This is a genomic window from Pseudomonas sp. StFLB209 (assembly GCF_000829415.1).
GTDB lineage: Bacteria > Pseudomonadota > Gammaproteobacteria > Pseudomonadales > Pseudomonadaceae > Aquipseudomonas.
The window spans coordinates 4,975,822-4,998,228 of sequence record NZ_AP014637.1 but is presented as its reverse complement, the minus strand read 5'-3'; the positions used below and the strand labels follow the sequence as shown (position 1 = coordinate 4,998,228).

Sequence of the window (22,407 nt, the reverse complement as noted above, 5' to 3'; positions counted from 1 at the left end):
GCGTGATATCAGGGTTCAGATAGTCCCTGATGCGCGCAGTTGCTCGATACGTTCGCTCGATAGCCCCAATTGGCCGAGGATCTGTTCACTGTGCTCGCCCAAGGCCGGTACCGGGTCCATGCGCGGCGTGTAGGCATTGCTGCTGGCAGGCGGCAGCAGGCCGGGAATGCTGCCGGCAGAGGTTTGCACCGTTCTGAAGCGGTCGCGGGCCTTGAGTTGCGGGTGCTGCCATACCCCCTGCATATTGTTGACCCTGGCGTTAGCGATATTGGCACTCTCCAGGCGCCGGATGACGGTGTCAAAGTCCAGCCTTGCGAAGGACGCTACGATCAGCTCACGCAAGCTGTCGCGGTTGGCGACCCGCTTGAAATTCGCCCAGAAACGCTCATCGTCGGCCAACTCGGGCTGCTGCAAAACTCGTTCACAGAACAGACGCCATTCGCGGTCATTCTGTAATCCCAGCATCACCGTGTTGCCGTCGCCGACCGGAAACGGGCCATAGGGGTAAATGGTCGCATGGGCGGCACCGGCGCGCGGCGGCGGGGGAGCGCCTTCATAGGCGTAATACAGCGGGTAATTCATCCACTCGACCAGGCTTTCGAGCATCGATACCTCGACGTGGCTGCCAATGCCGGTTCTTTCCCGCAGCAATAGCGCCGAGAGGATGCCCGTGTAGGCGTACATGCCGGCCGCAATGTCGGCGATGGAGTTGCCGGCCTTGGCCATCTGTTCATCGCCGGGGCCACCGGTCACCGAAAGAAAGCCGCCTTCGCTCTGGATAAGCAGGTCGTAGGCTTTTTTCTGCTCGTAAGGGCCGCCGGCACCGTAGCCGGAGATATCGCACACGATCAGCCGCGGAAAACGCTCGTGCAGCGCTTTAAAACTCAAGCCCAGGCGGGCGGCGGCACCGGGCGCCAGGTTCTGCACCAGCACATCGGCCTGCTCAAGCAGTTGTTCGAGAACAGTCCCTGCGACCTCTTGCTTGAGGTCCAGGGTAAGGCTTTCCTTGGAGCGGTTGGTCCATACGAAGTGGGAGGCGAGGCCGTTGACCCGCTGATCGTAGCCGCGGGCGAAGTCTCCGACGCCCGGCCTTTCGACCTTGATCACCCGCGCGCCGAGATCAGCGAGCTGGCGGGTGCAGAACGGTGCGGCAATCGCGTGTTCCAGACTGATGACGGTGATACCGTCGAGGGGACGAACAGCCGTGGACTGGCTCATGGTTGTTATCTCTCTTGTCATGGCAAGCCCCCGATCTGGCGCTTCGAGGGACAAGCTGGATCAGAACGAACGCGGCAGTTCCAGCAGGTGTTCAGCCACGTAGGACAGGATCAGGTTGGTGGAGATAGGCGCCACCTGGTACAGCCGGGTTTCGCGAAACTTGCGCTCCACGTCGTATTCATTGGCGAAGCCGAAGCCGCCATGGGTTTGCAGGCAGGCGTTGGCTGCTTCCCAGCTGGCTTTGGCCGCCAGGTACTTGGCCATGTTGGCTGCCGCACCGGCATTACGGCCGCTGTCGTATTCGGCGCAGGCGCGCCAGCGCATCAGGTCGGCGGCTTCGATTTCGATGTGGGCTTCAGCGATCGGGAATTGCACGCCCTGGTTCTGGCCGATCGGGCGGCCAAACACGACGCGGTCGCGGGCATACTGGCTGGATTTCTCGATGAACCAGCGACCGTCACCGATGCACTCGGCTGCGATCAGGGTGCGCTCGGCGTTCAAGCCGTCGAGAATGTAGCGAAAACCTTTGCCTTCCTCGCCGATCAGGCTGCTGGCCGGGATTTCCAGGTTGTCGAAGAACAACTCATTGGTTTCATGGTTGACCATGTTGGCAATCGGCTGGACCGTCAGGCCATTGCCGATGGCTTCGCGCAGGTCGACCAGGAAGATCGACATGCCTTCGGACTTTTTCTTGACCTCGGCCAGAGGCGTGGTGCGCGCCAGCAGAATCATCAGGTCCGAATGCTGGACTCGCGAAATCCAGACCTTCTGGCCATTGATCACATACTTGTCGCCCCGGCGCACGGCAGTGGTCTTGATCTTGGTAGTGTCGGTGCCGGTGGTCGGCTCGGTCACGCCCATCGATTGCAGCCGCAGCTCACCGCTGGCCAGCTTCGGCAGGTAGTAGCGTTTTTGCTCGTCAGTGCCGTTACGCAGCAGGGTGAACATGTTGTACATCTGGCCATGGATGGTGCCCGAGTTGCCGCCGCAGGCGTTCACTTCTTCGAGAATCACCGATGCTTCGGCAAGCCCAAGGCCAGACCCGCCAAACGCCTCGGGGATCATCGCCGACAGCCAACCGGCGTCGGTCATGGCTTTGACGAAGGTTTCGGGGAAGCCCTTTTCTTCGTCGATCTTGCGCCAGTATTCGGCAGGAAAATCGCTGCAAAGGGCGCGAACGCCTTCACGAATGGCACTGAGTTCCTGGTTGTTGTAATCGTCAGTCATTACTGGTCTCCTGGGCGAGCGGGACCCGTGGCGTCATCGTGGTTCGCCACCAGCCCCACCCCAAACATTCGGTCAGAGAGGCTTGAAGCCCAAGGCGGCTCGGAAGCGGTTCTTGATGTAAGGGCCGTCGCGTGGCGGCAGCACTCTTGGCGGGTTTTCTGCCTTGATTTTCACAGTGGCCAGCTTGACGCCGTCGCGATTGGCGAACCGTTCGCGCAGGCTGTGGACGCCGTCCATGTCGCGAATTTCATCGGTCCAGGCGAAGCCGCAGGTGTTGGCGACCTGATCAAGCTTGATGCCAAAGCCTGCGTGGCTGACCTGCATGCCGGTCTCACCAAAGTGACCGTTGTCGAGCACAACGATCGTCAGGTTCCTGGGCTGTTGCAGCGATACGGTCGCCAAGGCGCCAAAGCCCATCAGCAGCTCGCCATCACCGGTGATCACAACGACGCTCTTGTCCGGCTGGGCGTTGGCCAGACCGAGGCCGACGGTGATGGCGCTGCCCATCGCCGCCCAGAGGTAGTAGTTGCCGTCATGGTCGCCAGCGGCCATCACGTCATAGGACGCGGAGCCCAGGCCGGTGACCACCAGCACGTCCTGGCGGTCGGCGAGCAGGGTACGTACCACTTCGCGGCGGCACAGCACGTGGTTTGCGCTTACTTGACCCATTTCTTTTCTCCGATCAGGCGCTGACCGAGCAGCAAGGCAGTGGCGGCATCACCATTAAAAGCCATGGTGGCGGCACCATGGAGCAGGGGCGCAACGTCTTCAGGCTTGTCGGCACGCCAGGTCATGACTTTCATCAGATTCAGCGACGCTTCGGTGGCCTGGCCCATAGGATTCTGCCAGGCGTTGAACTCCGCCCAGTCGCCACGCATGGTCACGACCATCAGCAAAGGAAAGGCTGCGCAATTCTGCAGGGCCAGCGTGTTGATGCAGTTGCCTACACCACTGGACTGCATCAGCAGGGCACCGCGCTCGCCCCCCAGCCAGGCGCCGGCCAGATAACCGATGCCTTCTTCTTCAGTCGTGAGGACCACCGCCTTGATATCGGGGTCTGCATAGGACATGCGGATCGCGGCCGAATGGCCCGCATCCGGTACGAATACAACGTGTTTGACATCGTGGGCCTTGAGAACGCGAAACACGTCCTCTTGCCAGTGTTGTTCGGCTTCTTGCGACGACATGGGTATCTCCCGGGACAATGCTGCTTTTGTTTTCCCACATCATGGAGTGGGTTAGCCCGTAGGACGACTACCGTTTTTCTCTTTGAGATATGCCCAAAAAGCATAGCTTGCGCTTGACGTTGAACCTGGCTTTCGGTGCGGCCCACGGATACCGGATTTAACTCATCAATAGAGTAACGGTCTGCTGTTATAGCGAGCGGGCATAACTCTGGGGTGGCGTATCGAATACCCTGATGGTGCGTAAATGCACTATCTGATATGCCCAAATTCTATAGATGATGCTCGACAGCGCTGTTTAAACTGTTCGCAGACGTTTGTTTTCAAACCCCTTTCCTTTCTCAGTGGGCCGTCAATGGACGTAGTGCAGCTTAAAACCCTCATTCATGTGGCCGAGCTCGGTAGCCTGAGCAAAGCCTCGGACCGATTACACGTGGCGCAACCCGCGTTGAGCCGCCAGATCCGCCAACTTGAGAAGGAGCTTGGGGTTTATTTATTCGAGCGGCATGGACGCGGTATGGAGATCACCGCTGCCGGGCTGGAGGTGCTGGAGCGCGCCACCCGGATCATGGACGAGATCGAGTCTATCCGTACCTCCGTCGCCGGCGGGCGGGCAGAGTTCAGAGGCATGGTCGCCATCGGCACCACCCCCACGATTGCCGAAATTGTCACCGTGCCGCTGGTCAAGCGCATCCGCGACACCCACGCCGATCTGTCCATCCGTTTCTCATCTGCTTTCAGTGGTTACCTGCTCGACTGGTTGCAGCGTGGCGAGTTGGAAATGGCGATTTCCTATGACCCGCAGCCGTTACCCACTTTGCGCATCGAGCCGGTCATGATGGAGAATCTGGTGCTGGTCGGCCCCCCCGAAGCGGGCCTTGATGCCGACACAGCAGTGCCTTTCATCGAACTCGCCCAGCGCCAGATGGTGTTGCCCAGCCCGCGCCACGGGCTGCGCAAGATCATGGACCAGTGTGCCCTGGAGCGCGGTTTCAAGATAACCACCAGCGTCGAGGCCGATTCCTTCGGCGCGATGATCGACCTGGTACGAAATGGTTTCGGCTTCACTGCGCTGCCGCTGGCGTCGATCTATGCCCATTTGAAAAGCGGTGCTTTGTGCGCAGCGCCGCTGAATGATCCGACGCCCATGCGCAAGTTGGTGCTGGTGACGCCTGCGGACCGCCACGTGAGTCCTGCAACCCGCTACGTGGGGCAGACTTTCATCGATATAGCAGCCGAACTGGTGGGTGAAGGAATCTGGGCAGGGCACATGCTTTGAAGAGTCTGGCGACCGGTATTGAATTGATCGCGCCGGTAAACCCGCTACCGTGCGTTCTCGCAGAAACTGCCAACTGCCTGACAAGCCTGACGCAGCGATTGGTCATCAAGTGCGTAGGCAATCCGCAGATATCCGGCCAGGCCGAACGCACTGCCGTGTACGACGGCCACATTGGCTTCTTCCAGTAGCGCGAGCGCTACCGCTTCATCGTCGACCAACTCACGCCCGCCCTGCGAGCGTTTGCCAATCAGCCCTGTGCAGTCGGCGAACGCGTAGAAAGCGCCGCCTGGCGATTGGCAACTGATACCCGGTATCTGATTGAGCAGATCCACCATGAAGTCGCGGCGACGCTGAAAGACTTTCTGGCTGTGGGTAATGAAGTCCTTTGGCCCGTCCAGTGCAGCGATGGCAGCGTGCTGGGAGATAGAGCAGGCACCGGAGGTTTGCTGGCCCTGCAGTTTTTCCATTGCTTCAAGTAGCCAGCGCGGGCCGGTGGCGAAGCCGATGCGCCAGCCAGTCATGGCGTAGGCTTTGGAGACGCCGTTCATGGTCAGTGTACGTGCGGCAAGACGTGGCTCGACTTGAGCCAGCGTCTGGAACTGGCGACCATCGAATATCAGGTGCTCATAGATGTCATCAGCCAGCACCAGCACCTGTGGGTGGGCCAACAGCACATCAGCCAGCGCCTGCAACTCATGTTGGTCATAGACTGCGCCAGTAGGGTTGGACGGCGAATTGAGGATCAGCCAGCGAGTGTTCGGTCCGATGGACTGCGCCAGCGCCTGCGGGGTCAGCTTGAAGCCGGACTCTGCACCGCAAGCGACAACTCGTGATTCACCACCGCACAGCTGAACCATCTCCGGGTAACTGACCCAGTAAGGTGCGGGAATGATGACCTCATCACCCTCGTTGAGGGTCGCAGCCAGGGCATTGAAGATGACCTGCTTGCCGCCACTGCACACCAGAGTATCGTTCCACTCGACGGTCAGGCCATTCTCGCACCGGTATTTACGTGCAATCGCTTCGCGAAGGGCACGCAGTCCTGCGACCTGCGTATAGCGAGTGTGGCCGTCGTTGATGGCGTTGATCGCAGCAGCACGAATGTGCTCGGGCGTATCGAAGTCCGGCTCACCGGCGCACAGTGAAATAATTGTGGCGCCTTCGGCACGGCGTTCGGCCACACGGTCGATGATTTTATAGGTGGCAGAGGGTTTCGCCGCTTCGAGCCTGTGGTTCAAGGTCTCAATGTTCATGCCAGGCTCCAGACAGCACCGATCTTCGGGTCAACAGCGCAGGGCAGGTCCCAAGCCTGGTACAAGCGAGAAGTGCCCAGGGTCTTGGTCAAGTTCTGGTAGTGGTGTGGAAAGCTCATTGTTGTTTGCTCTGCAGCGTGTGGTAACCGAGTGCGGCACGAGCCTCTTTCAGACTTTTGCCATTCGCGATCTGGTCGCGGATCTGCGCTTCGATGTGTTCGATGCGGCGAGCGGTTTCAGCAACCTCCTGGCAATGTGCGCGCGGCACGATAACAACGCCATTGGCGTCCGCCACAACGATATCGCGGGAGCACACCCGTGCGTTACCCACCGAAATCGGCTGGTTGACCGCAACGACTTCCACACGGTCTTTTCCGGTACGCATAAAGCGGCCCTTGCTGAACAATGGGTAGCCTTCACCGAGCGCCTTATTGACGTCTCGGCACACACCATCAATGACCGTGCCGGCAATACCACGAGCCAAGGCGTACTGGGTCATGATGTCGCCCCACACGGTGCAGTCGGTACGCCCCTGATTGGCGATCACCACGACATCTCCGGGGGCAACGTCGTCAATGAAGTCGCCCACGGTGCCTGGGGGCGTGCTGGCACTGACGTACTGCACCGTGAACGCCGGCCCCACTATGACCTGGGGGTAGTTGGCCAGCGGGGCAATATCGAATGCCTGACCGGCAAGCCCCAGTTTGTCCATGGCGTCGGACACGCCAGGGGTGTCCAGGCCTTCGAACAAGGCCACAAGTTCTTTATCTGTCAGGCTCATATCAGTGCTCCACCTTGATGGCTTCGAATTGGGTGTCATGCATGACTTCTTCCACAGAACGGCCTGCGCGGACGGCCTCGACCATGCCGGCCTGGCGTCGGTCAATGCGTTCGGCCAGTTCCAGTACCTTTTCGATGGCCGCTGCCGGGATGAATACCGTGCCGCATTCATCAGCAATCACATAATCGCCTTCGTCGACGTCCACCCCGGCCATGCGCACTTTGACAGCCGCGTCAGTCTGGATCAGTCGATTGCGGGCACTGATCATGGTGATCCCACGACCAAAGACCGGATAACCAATATCGGCACTGCCCCGGATGTCACGGCTGAACCCATCGATGACCGAACCACGGATCCCTTTGCGCTGGGCGGCATTGGCCAGGATGTCGCCCCAGCTCGAAATGCCGGCGACCCCACCGGCAATCACCAAGACGCGGTCGTCAGTGGTGACTTTCTCGATAACCGGGGTAATCAAGTGAACGGTAGGTGCACTGTCCTGCTTCGGACCCAGTTGCACGGTACTGGCACGGCCAACGATTTTCGGGCAGTTCCACAGGGCGTGCAGGCCGTTGGTAGCGCCGGGCAGGTTCAAAAAATCCAGAGCATCGGAAATCGTGTTGGTATCCAACGCTGCCAGGCGATCAAGCGGGGCTTTCAAGCTCATCGGTTGCAGACCTCGTGTAGGTGAGACACGAGTATCAGCAAACCTTTTTCATACGTATATTACTAAGAAGCTAACCTTGTCATATCCTAAACCTATGGAAGCTAATCGTGATCAACTTCCGTCTGATACGCCATTTGTGGTTGTTCCTGGCCGTCGCCGAGGACCAGAATTTCAGCCGCGCCGCCAAACGTCTGGGCATGTCACAGCCACCCTTGACCGAGCAGATCCAGGCACTTGAACAGTCGTTGCGTGTGCAGTTGTTCACCCGCTCTCGTCGCGGCGCACAATTGACAGCCGCCGGAAGTGCAATCCTTCCTGCCGTCCGCAAATTTGCGGAGCAGCTGGAACGACTCGAGCTTGCGGTCCATGAAGCCGTCGCCGGGCACGCTGGGGTGCTCACAATTGGCGCCATCACCTCGGCAATGATTGACGTGCTGCCGCCTTTAATCGAGCGGTTCAAGCAAGATCATCCGTTGATCACCGTATCGATACGCGAGATTGACAGTGCCGATGCAGTTCCAGCGTTGGAGGCGGGGGACATTGACGTCGCTTTGGCACGTCTGGAAGGAAATCTGGGCCGGCATCTACAGTCGATACCGTTGGCTGAAGAGCGGCTGGCAGTGGCGCTACCTAACGATCATCCGCTCGCTGCGCACGAAGCAATCGGGCTGTCGGCACTGGCTGACGAAACACTGGTCATGGCTTCAAGGGATGTGAGCCCGGTGTATTTTGACTATCTGGTAGGGCTGTGCAAAGCCAGTGGGTTTGCTCCACGCATTGTGCATCAAGTTCGTTCTGTTGCTACTCAGGTAGCGTTTGTCAGTTGTGGGCAGGGCGTCGCATTGGTGCCAGCGTCAATGGGCAAACTTGCCCCCAACAACGTGCTGGTTCGCCCCCTCGACCCGGAAGTGAAAGTGGTTACAACCGCTATTGCCTGGCACGCCGGGCATAACAACCCGTTAGTTGAGGCGGTCATTGATCTGGCCAAGCAACGTTCAGCCATAGCTTGAGGATATGACAAGCTTACTGTTTTCGTATTTTACAAATAGCCGGTCGGGTTCACTATGAGCCGGTCTATAAACAGGAACAATGACCGTGGCTTATTCCGCTCGTTTCACTCACGAAAAATTACCGCTGAACATCGACGGTGTGCAGATTGATTTAGCGGTCATACACCGATCGGGGCCCAAAACGCCGATCCTGTTCCTGCACGGTTTTGGCTCCACCAAGGAAGATTACGCAGATATCACTTTGCAACCCGCGTTCGAAGGCCATCCCTTCATTGCCTACGATGCGCCTGGTTGCGGCGCGACTGAGTGCCACGATCTCGCGCGCGTCGGCATTGCGTTGTTGGTCAGAACGGCGGAAGTGGTCCTGAAACATTTCGGTATCGACCGGTTTCACCTGGTAGGGCACTCAATGGGGGGCCTGACCGGTTTGATGCTTGCGCATAATGAGCCTGGGCGAGTGCTCAGTTTCGTGAATATCGAAGGTAATATTGCGCCTGAGGACTGCTTTCTCAGCCGCCAGATCCACGACCACCCGCGCGAGGATGACGAGCGCTTTTTCCATGACTTCATTGAGCGCACCCGTTTGGCAGCTGACCCGGCCAGCGCACTTTACGCCGCCAGCCTTGCACATAAAGTGCGACCCGGGGCGGTGCGCGGGATCTTCGAATCAATGGTCGAGCTGTCTGACAATGCGGGGCTGATGAGCAAGTTTCTGGTGCTGCCATTTGCGCGGCAATACATGTACGGCGTCAGCAACTCCCACCTGTCTTACCTTGCCGACATCGCTGCGCAAGGTGTCGATCTGGCGTGCATTCCGGAGTGCGGCCATTTTCCGATGTATTCCAACCCAACGCTTATGTGGCAACACATCAAAAGGCTGCAGGACCGCGTTTGAAGCGGCCTATGTTTAATTGACTTCAGGGGGCCGGGTAAGTGAGGCCCGTATGGCCCTTGCCAGAACAATGCGGGACCTCTCACCGCCGCCGCATGTCCCAAATCATCAGCCCTTGCGCGTTGCAACCTCAGTTTGCTGCAGCGCCGCCAGCGTCGCTTCGATCAATACCCGCGCCATATCCAGTTGATGGACCACCGAACGCGCCATTGCCCGGCATTCGATACTTTGGCTGTTGGCGACTTCATCAGCAGCGGCCGAGGCGCATTCCAGATAATCGGCAGCGGCGATTAGCGCATCCTCGGCGTGGATGCCGGGGTTGACGCTGAACAGGCCGGGGCCGGCCAAGGGTAAGGGCAGGGCGAGGGTGGGTATTGGCGGTGGGTGGGGTGTAGATAAGATCATGATAGATATCCCTAGTAACGAGTAATAGCCATCACGCTTTGCGACTAAACGAAGGGTGGTGGCCGTGCGCGGATTAGTCGCCGGGTACTAGGGACCCCGGTGCGCACCGAAATGCGCTCCGTGCACAGCCACCATAAAGCAGCACTGCTACGCCAGAGGCATGGCAACGCAAAAGGGACTGGCTTGTTCTAGTACCGTGGGCGACTAAACCCATCGCTGCGATGAGCGACGGACAGGACATTAGCGACCGATGGAGACCGTCACAAGCGGGGGCGGAGGATAACGCGAAAATTCAGAAGCGTCCTACAGGCTTGGGGTGATTTGGCAGTAGTGCGCTTGTGAAGGTGTAACCGAATGTTGGCTGCTCTTGAGCATCCGCTGAACGCTTTGCTGAGTTGGACGGTTGTAGGTCCAGATGAACTGAGTAGGCGAGGTAATTACCTTCGTCAGTCCCTTGAAGCTGCGGCTGTCGCTTGCCAGCGATTCACACTTCGCTCTGCCCAAGAAGCGGCGGCTCCCGATGGATCTTTTATTCGATCTGGCTCGTTTTCAAAACGGCTGTGTTCAGTAATGACATGTTGCTCCACCCGCTAGCTCCAATAGTGTTCATTTCGGCGCCGCAAATCTCTTTGGGAACGAGCTCGCTCGTGAAGAGGCCGGTAAAGTCACAGCATCTGCTGCGAATATGCTGCCGTCTTCGTTGGCAAGCCAACTCTCACCGAGATTTGTGTAATTAACCGAACAGTATTGCCCCTAGCTTGGTGAATATTGACAGGACCTTCATCACTGTGCTTTGCATAGCGGATGACCTCTAGCAAGCGCCAGACGCTGAACACGTAGTTGCGCCCCCATGGGTGCGCACCGCGTATGGAGCGACAGTGGCAATGGAAGGTATTTCTTCGTGGGTTTTGTGTGACAGTGATCCTCTCAAGCCACACTACGTCTAGAGCCTTTGGCAGACCGGCGAGGCTAGCGAACATGACTGGTCGAGTGTAATTTGATTTTCATTCAGAAGTGCCGACCTTGAAAAGCATTGGTGGAACGTATGGTTGGGCCGCCTTTGATCAAATGATCGCATCGCTCAACCGGCCTCTGAGCCTTGTGAGCATGTTTAAACTCAGCAATGGCAACGCAGGTAGTTTCTTCAACAACCTGCTAGGCGCAATATCTCATGAACTTCACCAAGCATCTATGAAAGCGTCATTGCCATGTCGCGCACCTTTCTCTGGTTACCAATGAGAAACAGGTGGCAGCCACCCGTGGCTGAGGCGGCTCATTTGGGGAAGAAGAAGCTTCGTTGTTGCTTGAACGCGATGACATCATCAGTATGGATTTGGGTAGCCTTGCGTCTGGTTCCACCTGTCGAAGTCTTGATCACGATCTCATTGCTACCGAGCAGCGCGGAATTAATGTCATCGCTGTGAGCGGGAGTGTTATTGTAGATCTTCTCGTAAAAATCTTTTACCTGTAGCGTTGGTGCCGAGTCGTGAAGGAATTTTGGAATATCCTCCAAGAGCTCTTCATTCGCTTGCTCCCTGGCTGAAGCGTTGAATAGATAAAGTGTTTTCCCCTGGTTTGGATCGTGTGCAAGCATGTTTAGGCCTGATCGGCCATAGTGCGCCTGGGTTTCACTATCCTGGTGCAAGATATCATTGTATACCTGCCGAGCCCTGTGGGAATTCGCAAGATGAATGAGCCAATATCGCCAGCCATCAGGGTTGTTAATAGAGAATGGGCTGACATATCTGGCGCATTTTTTGAAACTGTTGAACACGATCCGCTCTGCGGTTCCCAGCCATTCACGCTTGGACGTGTGCTGAACCAGTACCTCAAAGTCTTGGCTGGTCAATTGAAGGTAAGACAGCTGAGCTTTTAGAGCTTCTGGATCGTTTTTTTTCAAGAACGCCAGCAGCGCCTCAATCATGAACGTGTAGAAAATCTCAACAGACTCATTGAGGCTCATCATATCAACCAGTGACTCTGTCTCCACATGGCTGTGACCACATTGATCAAGGTTGAAGATAATACTCTTGTGACGCTCGGCACGAATCAGGCCTTTGATGCCGGGATAGATGCTCTCGAAAAGCTCACAAAAGTAGTGAGTGTTAATTTTTAAATGAGAGTTAGAGCACGTATGCTCGAGTAATACTGGCGCAAGATTAGCTTTCAGAATATTAATGACCTCTGGCTCAGCGTCATTAAGAATCAGACTGCACTCAATCTCAACCAGCGGCATCTTATCCACCGCCCTTTTGACGTTGATAGCGTTGATAGCTCGGCTTAATTCCTCAACGAAAATGATTGGAGACCCAGCTGCCCCGCAGTTGTACCGGCCAGCACCGCTGAAGCCGTCAACGACAGCAAGCCGAAACTTCCTGACCAGAGGCGACCTGCACCGTGTCATCACATAGTTGTAGAAATATTCGCGAAGAATCTGATGTTTTTTCCTTGAGTGCTCGGAAAGGACAGCACCTTCTTCCCAAGTATAATTTTTTCCTACCATGGATATTCCTTGTCAGGCTACGGTGTCTCTACTAGGCCATGCCCACCAGCTTTACAGGCATCTCATCCCAAGTTTTGCCACGATATTCTCGACCATTGGCTTTTTTTGAACGACGGACATTGTCCTTGCCCCACGTGCCCCATTGTTTGAAGAAAAACGCTGTCCCGCTCTCGAGGCACTGCGTGTAGATCTCATCGATCCACTCCTCCTTAACCGGACGCGCCTTGTTGCCGCTCTCACCACCGACGATGGCCCAATCGATCCGCGTGAGATCGATGTTACCCACTGACCCTATGAGCGGTTCAAAGGAGATGAATCTGATCTGGGCGGGGGTGTCTTTCAGGAATTGGACACGTCCAGCGGCATCTTTATCTTCAATAGACGTTCCCAGCCAGACGTTGGGCAGAACCTCAGTGATGACTTCGTTGAGGATCTGTTTCATCCGCTCTGGGCGCTTGGTCAGAATCTGATAGTTGTGATGCGGGGTTTCTCGCATCACCTTCCACACGGCAACGATGAACTCATCACTGACCTTCTCATGGAAGAGGTCGCTCATTGAGTTCACAAAAACCTTACGGGGTTTCTTCCAGCGATACGGAATCGCCAATGCGTCATAGTCTTCGACGATAGAGCCGTTCCAGACGATGCGCTTGTTTTTTTTGCGGGTCAAACCCATGTATTTCGGGGTGCCCATGGCTTCAAGCCGACGTGCCATTTCCATGGCATAGCAGTTTTTGCACCCGGCACTAATGATGGAGCAGCCTGCTACCGGGTTCCAGGTAGAGTCTGTCCACTCAATCTGTGTCTCTGCCATATCCTTTCCTAGCCCCCTCGTTTGCGTTCCTAACTGGCGCATTTCTGACCGAGAGAACCGAATTCGGTGGCCATCATAATGAATTAATTGCCGTAAGGGCAGGTATGAGGCTGCGATTGCGGTTCTGCGGATCAAGATCTGTACATCCATACAGCATAGTCTCATTCGCTCGATAAATCGCTTTGCACCTGAGGCTTCCCGTCAAGTGGCTTGCTCTTAGAGAAGGAGAGGGGGAAGGCGACTGCCAACGCAATGGCTGTCAATTCAGCGTAGAATGCGCGCCCGCACCCAGTCCTGCTGGGCTCACCATCAAGCCGGTGCACCAGCTACGACTTGGTTGGGAGGGTGAGAGATGGCGATATATCGTCGCTTACCTTCTGTTTACGCTGAGGTCGGATCTGGCCTCCGTCTCCTAGTGGTGACACTATCTCGCCATCTATAAATATCGTTTGTGGAGAAAGGACTTGCTGGATCTTAAGGATGACGAACAGCTGCGGACTGCATGTATTAGCCTCCAAGAGCAGGTAATTTCCTTGGCGGGTAATCAAAACTGGATCACGGAATTCCAGAAATGGTTGGTGCGGGTCAGGGACGTGTCTCATCAGGAGTTTCTGAGTAGCGAGTTTCAGCTAGCGCTATGGGATACCGAGGCTGTTTCGGCAACAGGCATGGGGCGCATCAACATTTCTGCGGTCGCCGAAGATTTCGCAATCGCAGAGAGCCTATGGCAATTGAAGCAAAAGTACGCGCAGACCCGGGATCCTACTGAGAATGAGATACTCATCGCTGACGCCTGGGCTCAACACATGGGGAGATGACTTGCCTCAACGGCTGCTGCTCGCGCTCTCGTTTCGCTCTGGTAGATGCGACGCTTGAGCTTCGTACTGTTAGAGAAATGCCCTTTCAACCAGGGACGTCATGCTGAACGCTGCGGTGCCCTCTACGAAAAATTCCTGACTGCTAATCGCAAAGCGTGCTGGGTTGATGTGCACGACCTTTGCACCATTCGCCAAAGCGGCGAATGGCAATTCTGCGGCGGGATAAACGATCCCGGATGTGCCTATCGATATGAACATGTCGCAGTCTCTTGCGGCCGCCAATGCGTTTGTCCAAGCCTCATCTGGAAGCATTTCGCCGAACCATACAACACCTGGTCTCACATACCCGTTACACCTGGTGCATCGTGGTGGTTCGATGCGAATTCCGGCTTCGGGTAGTGGCTCAGAAGGGAGAGGGGCCTCGTGTACGGCGCTGCAGTCGATGCATCGAGGCGAGTGCAAACTCCCATGGAGATGAGCCACTGCGGGACTTCCTGCGCGCTCGTGGAGGTCGTCCACGTTCTGAGTGATGACTGTCAATTTGGGCACGTGGTTGGCGAGCTGTGCGATTGCATAGTGTGCCCCGTTAGGTTGGGCCTGGCTGACTTTGCGTCTGCGCCATTCGTACCAGCCCCAGCACAAAGCGGGGTCTGCGCGAAATGCTTCGGCTGTCGCGAGCTTCGATGCATCGAAGCTTTTCCAGAGGCCGGTTAGTGCATCTCTGAAGGTCGGAATACCACTTTCGGCTGATGCACCGGCGCCGGTGAAAACCACGACGTGTTTGGCTACCCGAAGGTGCTTTGCAATTGTGGTAATGGGCATCGCTGCTTTCCTCAATTTACTTTTGCCGAGGCCCGGTTTTTTGCGAGGGCGTCGTACGTTGTTTGGACATTGGACGTGCCGCTCTGCGGACGGCTGTCGTAAACCGAGCCACTCCGTGTCTCGGCCCGGTGGGGTTCCATCCTCACGGCTACGGCCGGTGGCCTGCGCGCTCCGCTTGCTGTTTCATGCGCTGGACAGAATGACGCCTGTTCAGCACTCGATGAAATGATCCGCTTGGTCAATGTACATTTCGATGTTCTCGAAGAGCCAGGTCTGCTTAGAATTTTCCCCTCGGCCGCTCGTTTTGCGGACACGGGCTTTCCACTGCCCAAAGAAGATGTACTCATGTTGGCGTTTGAGCAGGGAGGCGAGGGCGGACTGCTTTAAAATCACCTGAGGCACGGGCTTGCGGACGATGCCGTTCTTGTCGGGCTCAACATAGGGAGAGGTGAGCTCTGCCACGTGATATGGGAAGCGTTCGCTAGGTGGACGAATGTCTTGAACATACCCGGCAATAGCCAATGGAATTGTCAGGGTGCCCGTACCGTAGTAGCGAGTGAAGTCGCAAAGGTTGCTGTGATCGAAGTAGAATTTATTCCAGGGGATGGTGGTTTCCTTGGATTTCAGCGTAACGAGGTTTTTGAGCTCGTCGTTGTCTTCACACAATGCCCTTAGCTCGAGTATCTGACCCAAGGTTTTGAGATAGTTGGAAAGGCGGCCCTTGTTTCCATAGCTTTTGTTCTGCGATTCAGGGGATCCCCAGCCTCGTCCCCGAGCATCCACTTCTTCGTCATCAAGCTCCCATAGAGCTTTGATCAGTATGTGAAGACGAAACTCAAATTTCGATGCTGAGATGGCCGAAAACAGATCTGAAGACGATCCTTTTGCGATGATGCTGAGCTGTCCCCCAAGGTTATATTTGCAGTTAGCATCGTGGTTGAACCGCTTCTTCAGCCTGAAGCAAGGAGCCACCTCAATCGTCTTGGTGGCGTATCGTCTGTCATGTCGCTTGACGAAAGATAGCCTCGCTGCACACCCGTTGGATGGGCAGGATAAATGTCCTACAGGGTTTTTTTCATATTGAAGCGCACTGACTTTTGCTCCAAGAGCGTTCCTAGCCTCAGGGATTTTGCTACCCATTCATTCCTCCTTGGTCTACAGCTCAGGGCATGGACTACATGTTGCAGCGCTCGCCAATCGTAGCCTTAAAGGCGGTCATATCGCATCTCAGATTGTGGCCGGCTACTGCCATCGTGCTGCGAGCACAAGGTACTGACTCACCTGCAGGCGAGCTGTTTTCCTACGTGTTCAGCGGAAGCTGGATCACTACGTCTACTGCTGCCCAGATCGTTCGTCGCAAGCGCCAAAACATCAATCATGACGTCACGGATTTCTTAGGCGGATGGCTGCGGATAATGCGACATGCAGGGTCTCAAATTCGTACCAGCGAGATGTTCAAATCACTTCTTGCGAAATCTTCCTCACGGGCTCGTTTGCCAGCAAATGCAGGGGCTAAGAACTATCCCGCGAGGTTTTTCTCTCGGTTCATAGCGAGCATTTAAATCGCCTGGCGCCGGCGTTCGTTACCGTTGAGGACATGGCACGGCTGGCACACTGCCTGGAGAATCGCAGCCTGATGTGCGTCATCAAGGAGCTGCAAAGCAGAGTGGCCAGGCGGCAACGAGAAAGGCTCTCTTTCCAGCCAGTCGAAGCGGGAAAATATCTCCTCAAGCTGAGAAGTGCTCAGCGTCTGAGTGATCTGCGTGACTATTACGTTGAACTCGGGAGACACATGGTCGACTTCCGTTGACGGTTTTTCGCCGCAGCGTTCGCACATTGGATGCATCGCCCTGTAGCTCGAAACTATAGGGTACGCGGCGTCCCGGAGAGCGCGACCCAGCCATGCCATTTCGTCTCTGGGGTCGATGCACTGCGTCCATGAAACACCGTGCCAGCCGTGGCCGGGAAAGTAGCCTTGAAAATCGTAGGCTGCTCCTGGGCGGGGTAGTTTTCGAAAGCGAGCAGGGCGAAGGTCTTGCGCCGAGCAGTGGTAATGTTTCTGATGTATTAGATCTGCAATGATGGCGGACTCAAACTCCTGCCCGAAATTGTAGTGGTCTAATGAAACCGGACACCCATTTAGGCGAGAATGCTCGCCAGATAGAGGTGTCTGATGACCAAACAACGCCGTACCTTTTCCGCTGAATTCAAACGCGAGGCCGCAGGCCTCGTGCTCGATCAAGGCTATAGCCATATCGAAGCCAGCCGTTCACTTGGGGTTGTCGAATCCGCGCTGCGTCGCTGGGTCAACCAGCTTCAGCAAGAGCGCAATGGCGTCACGCCCCAGAGCAAAGCCCTGACGCCCGAGCAGCAGAAAATCCAAGAGCTGGAAGCTCGGATCGCTCGTCTTGAGCGGGAGAAATCCATTTTAAAAAAGGCTACCGCGCTCTTGATGTCGGAAGAACACGAGCGCATGCGCTGATTGATCAACTGAGCTCCCAAGAGCCGGTCGATTGGCTTTGCGCAATCTTTGATGTCACGCGTTCGTGTTACTACGCCTATCGCATCCGACGTCGAACTCCGGACGTTGAGCGACTTCGGTTACGCAGTCGAGTCAACGAACTGTTTACGCAGAGTCGAAGCGCTGCCGGCAGCCGCAGCATCGTGTCGATGATGCAGGAAGATGGCGAGCAAATCGGGCGGTTCAAGATGCGTGGCCTGATGCGGGAACTGGCGTTGGTCAGCAAACAACCGGGATCACATGCCTACAAACAAGCGACGGTTGAGCGGCCGGATATTCCGAACATCTTGAATCGAGAGTTTGAAGTTCCGGCTCCCAACCAGGTCTGGTGTGGCGATATCACCTACATCTGGGCTCAAGGGAAATGGCATTACCTGGCTGTCGCGCTGGATCTCTACGCACGCCGAGTTGTAGGCTGGGCACTGTCGAGCAAACCCGACGCGGACTTGGTGATCAAGGCGTTGGATATGGCTTACGAGCAGCGTGGCAGGCCTCAAGGACTGCTATTCCACTCGGATCAGGGCTCGCAATATGGCAGCCGAGCGTTCCGCCAACGGCTTTGGCGTTACCGCATGCGCCAGAGCATGAGTCGTCGTGGAAACTGCTGGGATAATGCGCCGATGGAACGTATGTTTCGCAGCTTGAAAACTGAGTGGATACCGACCGTGGGCTACATGACGGTACAAGAGGCACACCGAGACATCAGCCATTACCTGACGCATCGCTACAACTGGATTCGACCGCATCAGTTCAACGGTGGGCTGGCTCCGGCTCAGGCCGAGAAAAAACTTAACGTCGTGTCCGGGATCAGTTGACCACTACACACGGAACCTGGGTAGCCGAACGCAAAGCAGTGATGAGGATGTAGAAGTGCACATTTGAAAACAGAGTCCACAGACCGTCCCAATTTGCAGGCTGTAAAGATCAGCCTTGTTCCACTCAAGCCGCACCCGCTTTCATTAGAGATGTTGGACATTTATGGCTCACTCGCTTAACCCCAAAGTCTATGCTCTGACTTTCACCACGTTTGTCATGCTTTCTTCAGAATTCATCGTCGCAGGGCTGCTACCTGAAATCGCGTCTGCGCTACAGATAACCGTGGGTAATGCCGGCTGGCTTGTCACGGCCTTTGCACTGGGCATGGGCGTGGGTGCGCCGTTAATAGCGGCGTTCACGCACAGAGTCAGTCTACGCTTGTTACTGATCACGGCCTGTGTCGCTTTGTTCCTCGGCAATACCATCTGCGCGCTTACTGACAATTTCGCCTTGTTGATGATAGGCCGCGCATTGGGCGGGGTAGGTGTCGCGATGTTCTGGACGAATGCTGCATTGGCCGCTGCGGCCATGTCCAAGCCTGAGGCTAAAAGTCTTGCAGTTTCCCGAGTGCTCATCGGTGCTTCGATCGCATCGGTGGTAGGCGTTCCTCTGGGTAAGGCCGTGAGCGATGCCTGGCGTTGGGAAGATGCGTTGCTGCTGATGGCGGTGCTCAGCGCTCTAGCTTTGGCAATGGTCATTCGCTGGATTCACGTGCCTGAGAGAGATGGGTCTCAGCTCCAATCTACATTGTCAGAGCGACTCAGGGCGGTGTGCCGCCCCGACATTGTGCGGGCACTGCTGAGCTACTTGTTGATTTTCGGGGGGATAATGGCGGTGTTCAGCTACCTCGCTACCTTCCTCGTCCGTTACACCCATTTCCCATTCGCATACGTCACACCTGTCTTGGCGTTATACGGTGTAGCCGACATCGTGGGTAACCTTGTTGTCTCCAGGCACATACCAGATCCACTTGAGGGCATGTTTAAACGCCTGCTTATCGTGCTCGCAATTTCGTTGACGGCCTTATCCCTGTTCGGCACCACGGTGTGGATGATTCCTTTCGTCATCGCAGCAGTGGGCTGCTGTCACGCAGCTGCGGGCCTCATGACAGGGATCGATGTGCTACGCCGGGCCGGTGCCAACGCTCAGCTCGTAGGCGCATTCAATGTCAGTGCAATTAACGTTGGAATCATGCTTGGCTCTGTCGCCGGAGGGTTGTTGATAGACCATATCGGTTTAGCGTTCATAGGCTGCCTGGGTGGCGGTTTCGTATTGCTTGCATTGCTCGTCAGAGCCCGGCTCACGCCTGCCTAGCTAACTCAATCGGCGCAGCAGGCCCATTCATGTGCGGTTGGCTTCATGATCTTTTTGGCGGATGGGAAGTGCCGCTAGCGCTGTTGCTGGCTTGTGCGGCGCTCCAGGTCATCTTCGCGGTTTTGGCTGGGCGTAATCACTTTGTTTGATCATCTAAAATTTTTGCCGGAACCGCACCTGAATGTCGGGGCATTCGCTTGATGTCACTCTGACTTAGAGTACCGCAGAGCTTCGACGAGTAACTGGAACGCCGAGGTGTTTTGTCGGCGGCTTGGGTAGTACAGGTAGTAGCCAGGGAAGGCAGGGCACCAATCGTCCAGCACTCTCACCAAGCGTCCCGCTTCGACTTGGTGAATGACTTGAGAGTCCAGCAGGCATGCCAGCCCGTATCCCGCTACGGCGGCCTCTAAGATCATCTCTGGTCGATTGAAAGCTACCTGACCCGACACCCGAACCTGTGTCGCTTGGCCGTCCTTTTCAAAGTGCCAGGCAGACTTACCGTTCAAGCTGGGGAAACGGCGATTGATACACAGGTGGTTGACGAGCTGATCAGGGTGAGTAGGCACGGGGTATTTGGCCAGATACGAAGGCGAGCCGACGATGACGCAGCGCTCCATCGGCCCGATCGGAACAGCGATCATGTCCTTGTCCAAGTTTTCGCCAAGCCGGATACCTGCGTCGAAGCGCTCGGCGACAATATCCACGAATCCATTGTCGACGGTGATCTCTACCTCAATGTCAGGGTATTTGGGCAGCCATCGATTGAGGGCAGGCCATAAAATGGTCTCAGCTACATGATCCGCTGTGGTAATCCGGATGGAACCGGCAGGCTTATCCCGCACATCAGTCAAGCTCTCAAGCTGGGCAGTGATGTCAGCTAGTGCAGGCTTCAGTGTTTCCAGTAATCGCTCGCCAGCAGCGGTTGGTGAAACGCTGCGAGTGGTTCTTGTGAGAAGACGAACTCCCAGGCGTGCTTCTAGCCTGCGAATTTTATGGCTCAGCGCCGATTGGGAAGTGCCCAGTCGGCCTGCCGCCCGCGTAAAACTACGCTCCTCCGCCACGGCCACAAAAGCCATGAGGCTACCCATTTCATCTTGAAACATTTAGTTACCCATGTCATAAACGGTGTGCCCATCCCGTGAGCGGATCATATCCCGGTGCGGTTTTCCGGGCCATACCCATTTCATTTATGACGCAACGTCATAGCCTCATTCGATTTTTTCGCCCTAATTCTCGGTGACTTCCCAGTGAATAATTGAGTTTTGCAGCTTCGCGCTGGACGCTCTAATGACTGAAGGACACCTCATGAAAAGCAGATTCAACGCCCCTGTCGCCTGGCTAACCTCGGGCCTTTTTTCAGTACTAAGCGGGTGCTCCTGGGCTGATCAGGAGAAGAGCGGGTCTGATGCCTTTGACATTCTGACTGACAAACCAACGGAGTTTTTCGCGGACGCCACATCCACGAATGTACCGATCGCCCCGAGCCTGCATGCAACCGACTCGGTTTTCATCGATGTGGACAAGGATCGCGACCTTGATGTTGTCGTCTCCGTAGAGCATGGCGTAAATCGCCTTTATCTAAACGATGGCCAGGGTCGCTTGGTAGAGCAGCCAGGCGCTTTCGGCAAGGGCATCCACGACAGCGAGCACGTTCGCGCGGCGGACTTAAATGCCGACGGCAACATGGACGTCGTCTTCGTGGCCGAGGCGGATGAGATCCATCAACTATTTCTAGGTGATGGAAAGGGTGGTTTTACCGATGCCAGTGAGCGTTTGCCTCAAACAAGCCAAGGTAATGCGCTAGCTCTCGGCGACGTGAATGGGGACAAGCTACCTGACATCGTGATTGGCAGCACAGGTGAGACAGCCTATGCCCCAGATGCGAAGATCATCCCTGCACGCAATCTGCTTTTTCTAAATGACCCCAAACGCCCAGGCTACTTTATCAATGCCACGAAGACCCATCTCCCTGATACCAACGATCAGACCGAGGGAGTAGCGCTTGCAGACATGGATGGCGACGGCGATTTGGACATGGTATTGGCCAGTCCAGCGTTCCCAAATCGGCTGCTAATCAATGACGGCAGTGGTCACTTCAAAGACGCCTCATCGCAACTCGACCTGCGAGTTCCGATGGAGAGTCGAGAGGTTCAGGTCGTCGACGTGAACCAGGACGGGTATCTCGACATTGTCTTCTTCAACATCACCAGCAATAACTTCGGCTGGGACAAGGATCCCCAAACTCGCATCCTGGTGAATGACGGCAAAGGTCATTTTCGCGATGAGACTGCCGGGCGTCTGCCTGCGCACAAGTTCTCAAGTTGGGGTGGAACCGTGGTGGATTTCAATCACGACGGAAATCCCGATTTGCTCGTCGGCGCCATTGATGTGCCTGGGTTCGTGCCTCTCCAGGTTCGTGCGTGGCAAAACGACGGAAAGGGCCAATTCCGCGACGTCACAGGCGATGTGATGCCTGGTTCCACAGTTGGCCGCAGTTGGAGCATGGGTCGTGGCGACCTAGACGGCGACGGTCGAGAAGATGTGTTCATCGGCGGTTGGGGTACGCAAGCCCGTCTTCTACTCAGCGATACAAACGCCTATGAGGCGACACGCCCGGCTGTGACTCCTTTGAACTCTCCGAAGGCCGAGACCCAGTAGCCATCAATGGGGTTTGAGACGCCGCTCGCAGTAGCGTTGATCTCTTCTGCAAGTAATTCAAAGCGCAGTCGACAAACAAAAATCCACGCATCGTGCCCCAGAGAATTCAGCGCCTGGGGGACGTTGCCTCGCGCCTCGGAGCTTCCGAGGCTAGCTGCCAGTCACGAATGAATTTTAGCGATTGAGACTGAGGTTGATATGTCCCGTGCACATGTAAACATGGTTTTT

General features: G+C 56.0%; 21 protein-coding genes. 7 read left to right on the top strand and 14 right to left on the bottom strand.

Annotated elements, in window-relative coordinates:
• Nucleotides 1-15: 15 nt before the first annotated feature.
• The 4 genes from PSCI_RS22435 to PSCI_RS22420 form a co-directional block, all read right to left on the bottom strand.
• On the bottom strand, nt 16-1,218 hold the full coding sequence (locus tag PSCI_RS22435; protein ID WP_045491212.1) for a CaiB/BaiF CoA transferase family protein: 1,203 nt from the start codon (nt 1,216-1,218) through the stop codon (nt 16-18).
• Between the two features lie 60 nt (nt 1,219-1,278).
• Nucleotides 1,279-2,445: an acyl-CoA dehydrogenase family protein gene (locus PSCI_RS22430; protein WP_045491209.1), complete on the bottom strand. Its 1,167-nt coding sequence runs from the start codon at nt 2,443-2,445 to the stop codon at nt 1,279-1,281.
• A 72-nt stretch (nt 2,446-2,517) separates the two neighbouring features.
• Entirely contained in the window at nt 2,518-3,114 is a 597-nt protein-coding gene (locus PSCI_RS22425; RefSeq protein ID WP_045491206.1) for a thiamine pyrophosphate-dependent enzyme, read from the bottom strand.
• Complete coding sequence (locus PSCI_RS22420) at nt 3,102-3,632, bottom strand: thiamine pyrophosphate-binding protein (RefSeq protein ID WP_045491203.1); 531 nt, start codon at nt 3,630-3,632, stop codon at nt 3,102-3,104. Before PSCI_RS22420 ends, PSCI_RS22425 begins: the two co-directional genes overlap by 13 nt.
• A 352-nt stretch (nt 3,633-3,984) precedes the next feature.
• Between PSCI_RS22420 and PSCI_RS22415 the strand changes: the two genes are divergently transcribed.
• The gene (locus PSCI_RS22415; RefSeq protein ID WP_045491200.1) at nt 3,985-4,908 is read left to right on the top strand and encodes a LysR family transcriptional regulator; all 924 of its coding nucleotides are present in this window, start codon (nt 3,985-3,987) and stop codon (nt 4,906-4,908) included.
• A 44-nt stretch (nt 4,909-4,952) separates the two neighbouring features.
• Here the strand turns inward: PSCI_RS22415 and PSCI_RS22410 are convergent, their stop codons facing one another.
• Genes PSCI_RS22410 through PSCI_RS22400 form a run of 4 tightly spaced genes read right to left on the bottom strand, consistent with a single transcriptional unit; the run spans nt 4,953 to nt 7,606 of the window.
• The gene (locus tag PSCI_RS22410; protein WP_045491197.1) at nt 4,953-6,161 is read right to left on the bottom strand and encodes a pyridoxal phosphate-dependent aminotransferase; all 1,209 of its coding nucleotides are present in this window, start codon (nt 6,159-6,161) and stop codon (nt 4,953-4,955) included.
• Nucleotides 6,158-6,280: a hypothetical protein gene (locus PSCI_RS30015; RefSeq protein ID WP_269451214.1), complete on the bottom strand. Its 123-nt coding sequence runs from the start codon at nt 6,278-6,280 to the stop codon at nt 6,158-6,160. The genes PSCI_RS22410 and PSCI_RS30015 overlap by 4 nt, the downstream gene beginning before the upstream one ends.
• Complete coding sequence (locus PSCI_RS22405) at nt 6,277-6,942, bottom strand: RraA family protein (RefSeq protein WP_045491194.1); 666 nt, start codon at nt 6,940-6,942, stop codon at nt 6,277-6,279. The genes PSCI_RS30015 and PSCI_RS22405 overlap by 4 nt, the downstream gene beginning before the upstream one ends.
• A gap of 1 nt (nt 6,943) precedes the next feature.
• Nucleotides 6,944-7,606 (bottom strand): RraA family protein, encoded by a 663-nt coding sequence (locus tag PSCI_RS22400; protein ID WP_045491192.1) that lies wholly within the window; start codon nt 7,604-7,606, stop codon nt 6,944-6,946.
• A 107-nt stretch (nt 7,607-7,713) separates the two neighbouring features.
• On the opposite strand from PSCI_RS22400, the gene PSCI_RS22395 reads away from it, so the two are divergent.
• The gene (locus tag PSCI_RS22395; RefSeq protein ID WP_045491190.1) at nt 7,714-8,616 is read left to right on the top strand and encodes a LysR family transcriptional regulator; all 903 of its coding nucleotides are present in this window, start codon (nt 7,714-7,716) and stop codon (nt 8,614-8,616) included.
• Nucleotides 8,617-8,701: 85 nt separating this feature from the next.
• Nucleotides 8,702-9,511, top strand: a complete 810-nt coding sequence (locus tag PSCI_RS22390) for an alpha/beta hydrolase (protein ID WP_231906463.1) — start codon at nt 8,702-8,704, stop codon at nt 9,509-9,511.
• Nucleotides 9,512-9,616: 105 nt separating this feature from the next.
• Here the strand turns inward: PSCI_RS22390 and PSCI_RS22385 are convergent, their stop codons facing one another.
• The 3 genes from PSCI_RS22385 to PSCI_RS22375 all read right to left on the bottom strand — a co-directional run bounded on the left by PSCI_RS22385 (nt 9,617) and on the right by PSCI_RS22375 (nt 13,230).
• Nucleotides 9,617-9,913 carry a DUF6124 family protein gene (locus PSCI_RS22385; protein ID WP_144403306.1) on the bottom strand — a complete coding sequence of 99 codons (297 nt, stop codon included), beginning with the start codon at nt 9,911-9,913 and terminating at the stop codon, nt 9,617-9,619.
• Nucleotides 9,914-11,186: 1,273 nt separating this feature from the next.
• Nucleotides 11,187-12,416 carry a three-Cys-motif partner protein TcmP gene (locus tag PSCI_RS22380; RefSeq protein ID WP_045491186.1) on the bottom strand — a complete coding sequence of 410 codons (1,230 nt, stop codon included), beginning with the start codon at nt 12,414-12,416 and terminating at the stop codon, nt 11,187-11,189.
• Nucleotides 12,417-12,447: 31 nt separating this feature from the next.
• Nucleotides 12,448-13,230: a DUF5131 family protein gene (locus PSCI_RS22375; protein ID WP_045494750.1), complete on the bottom strand. Its 783-nt coding sequence runs from the start codon at nt 13,228-13,230 to the stop codon at nt 12,448-12,450.
• 464 nt (nt 13,231-13,694) lie between these two features.
• On the opposite strand from PSCI_RS22375, the gene PSCI_RS22370 reads away from it, so the two are divergent.
• Nucleotides 13,695-14,048 (top strand): hypothetical protein, encoded by a 354-nt coding sequence (locus PSCI_RS22370; RefSeq protein WP_045491184.1) that lies wholly within the window; start codon nt 13,695-13,697, stop codon nt 14,046-14,048.
• 69 nt (nt 14,049-14,117) lie between these two features.
• Here PSCI_RS22370 and PSCI_RS22365 read toward each other — a convergent pair whose 3' ends face one another.
• Complete coding sequence (locus PSCI_RS22365) at nt 14,118-14,870, bottom strand: SIR2 family NAD-dependent protein deacylase (RefSeq protein WP_045491182.1); 753 nt, start codon at nt 14,868-14,870, stop codon at nt 14,118-14,120.
• A 210-nt stretch (nt 14,871-15,080) separates the two neighbouring features.
• Complete coding sequence (locus PSCI_RS22360) at nt 15,081-16,010, bottom strand: hypothetical protein (RefSeq protein ID WP_045491181.1); 930 nt, start codon at nt 16,008-16,010, stop codon at nt 15,081-15,083.
• A gap of 1,033 nt (nt 16,011-17,043) precedes the next feature.
• On the opposite strand from PSCI_RS22360, the gene PSCI_RS28815 reads away from it, so the two are divergent.
• A protein-coding gene (locus PSCI_RS28815; RefSeq protein ID WP_144403305.1) for an IS3 family transposase occupies nt 17,044-18,206 on the top strand; the annotation gives its coding sequence in 2 pieces (ribosomal slippage) (nt 17,044-17,299 and nt 17,299-18,206; 1,164 coding nt in all).
• A 163-nt stretch (nt 18,207-18,369) separates the two neighbouring features.
• Nucleotides 18,370-19,521, top strand: coding sequence for an MFS transporter (locus tag PSCI_RS22340; protein ID WP_003435165.1), 1,152 nt, complete (start codon nt 18,370-18,372; stop codon nt 19,519-19,521).
• Between the two features lie 203 nt (nt 19,522-19,724).
• Here PSCI_RS22340 and PSCI_RS22335 read toward each other — a convergent pair whose 3' ends face one another.
• Complete coding sequence (locus PSCI_RS22335) at nt 19,725-20,624, bottom strand: LysR family transcriptional regulator (protein ID WP_003435167.1); 900 nt, start codon at nt 20,622-20,624, stop codon at nt 19,725-19,727.
• Nucleotides 20,625-20,826: 202 nt separating this feature from the next.
• On the opposite strand from PSCI_RS22335, the gene PSCI_RS22330 reads away from it, so the two are divergent.
• A complete protein-coding gene (locus PSCI_RS22330; protein WP_223272536.1) occupies nt 20,827-22,179 on the top strand; it encodes an FG-GAP repeat domain-containing protein in 1,353 nt (450 codons plus the stop codon).
• Nucleotides 22,180-22,407: the final 228 nt, after the last annotated feature.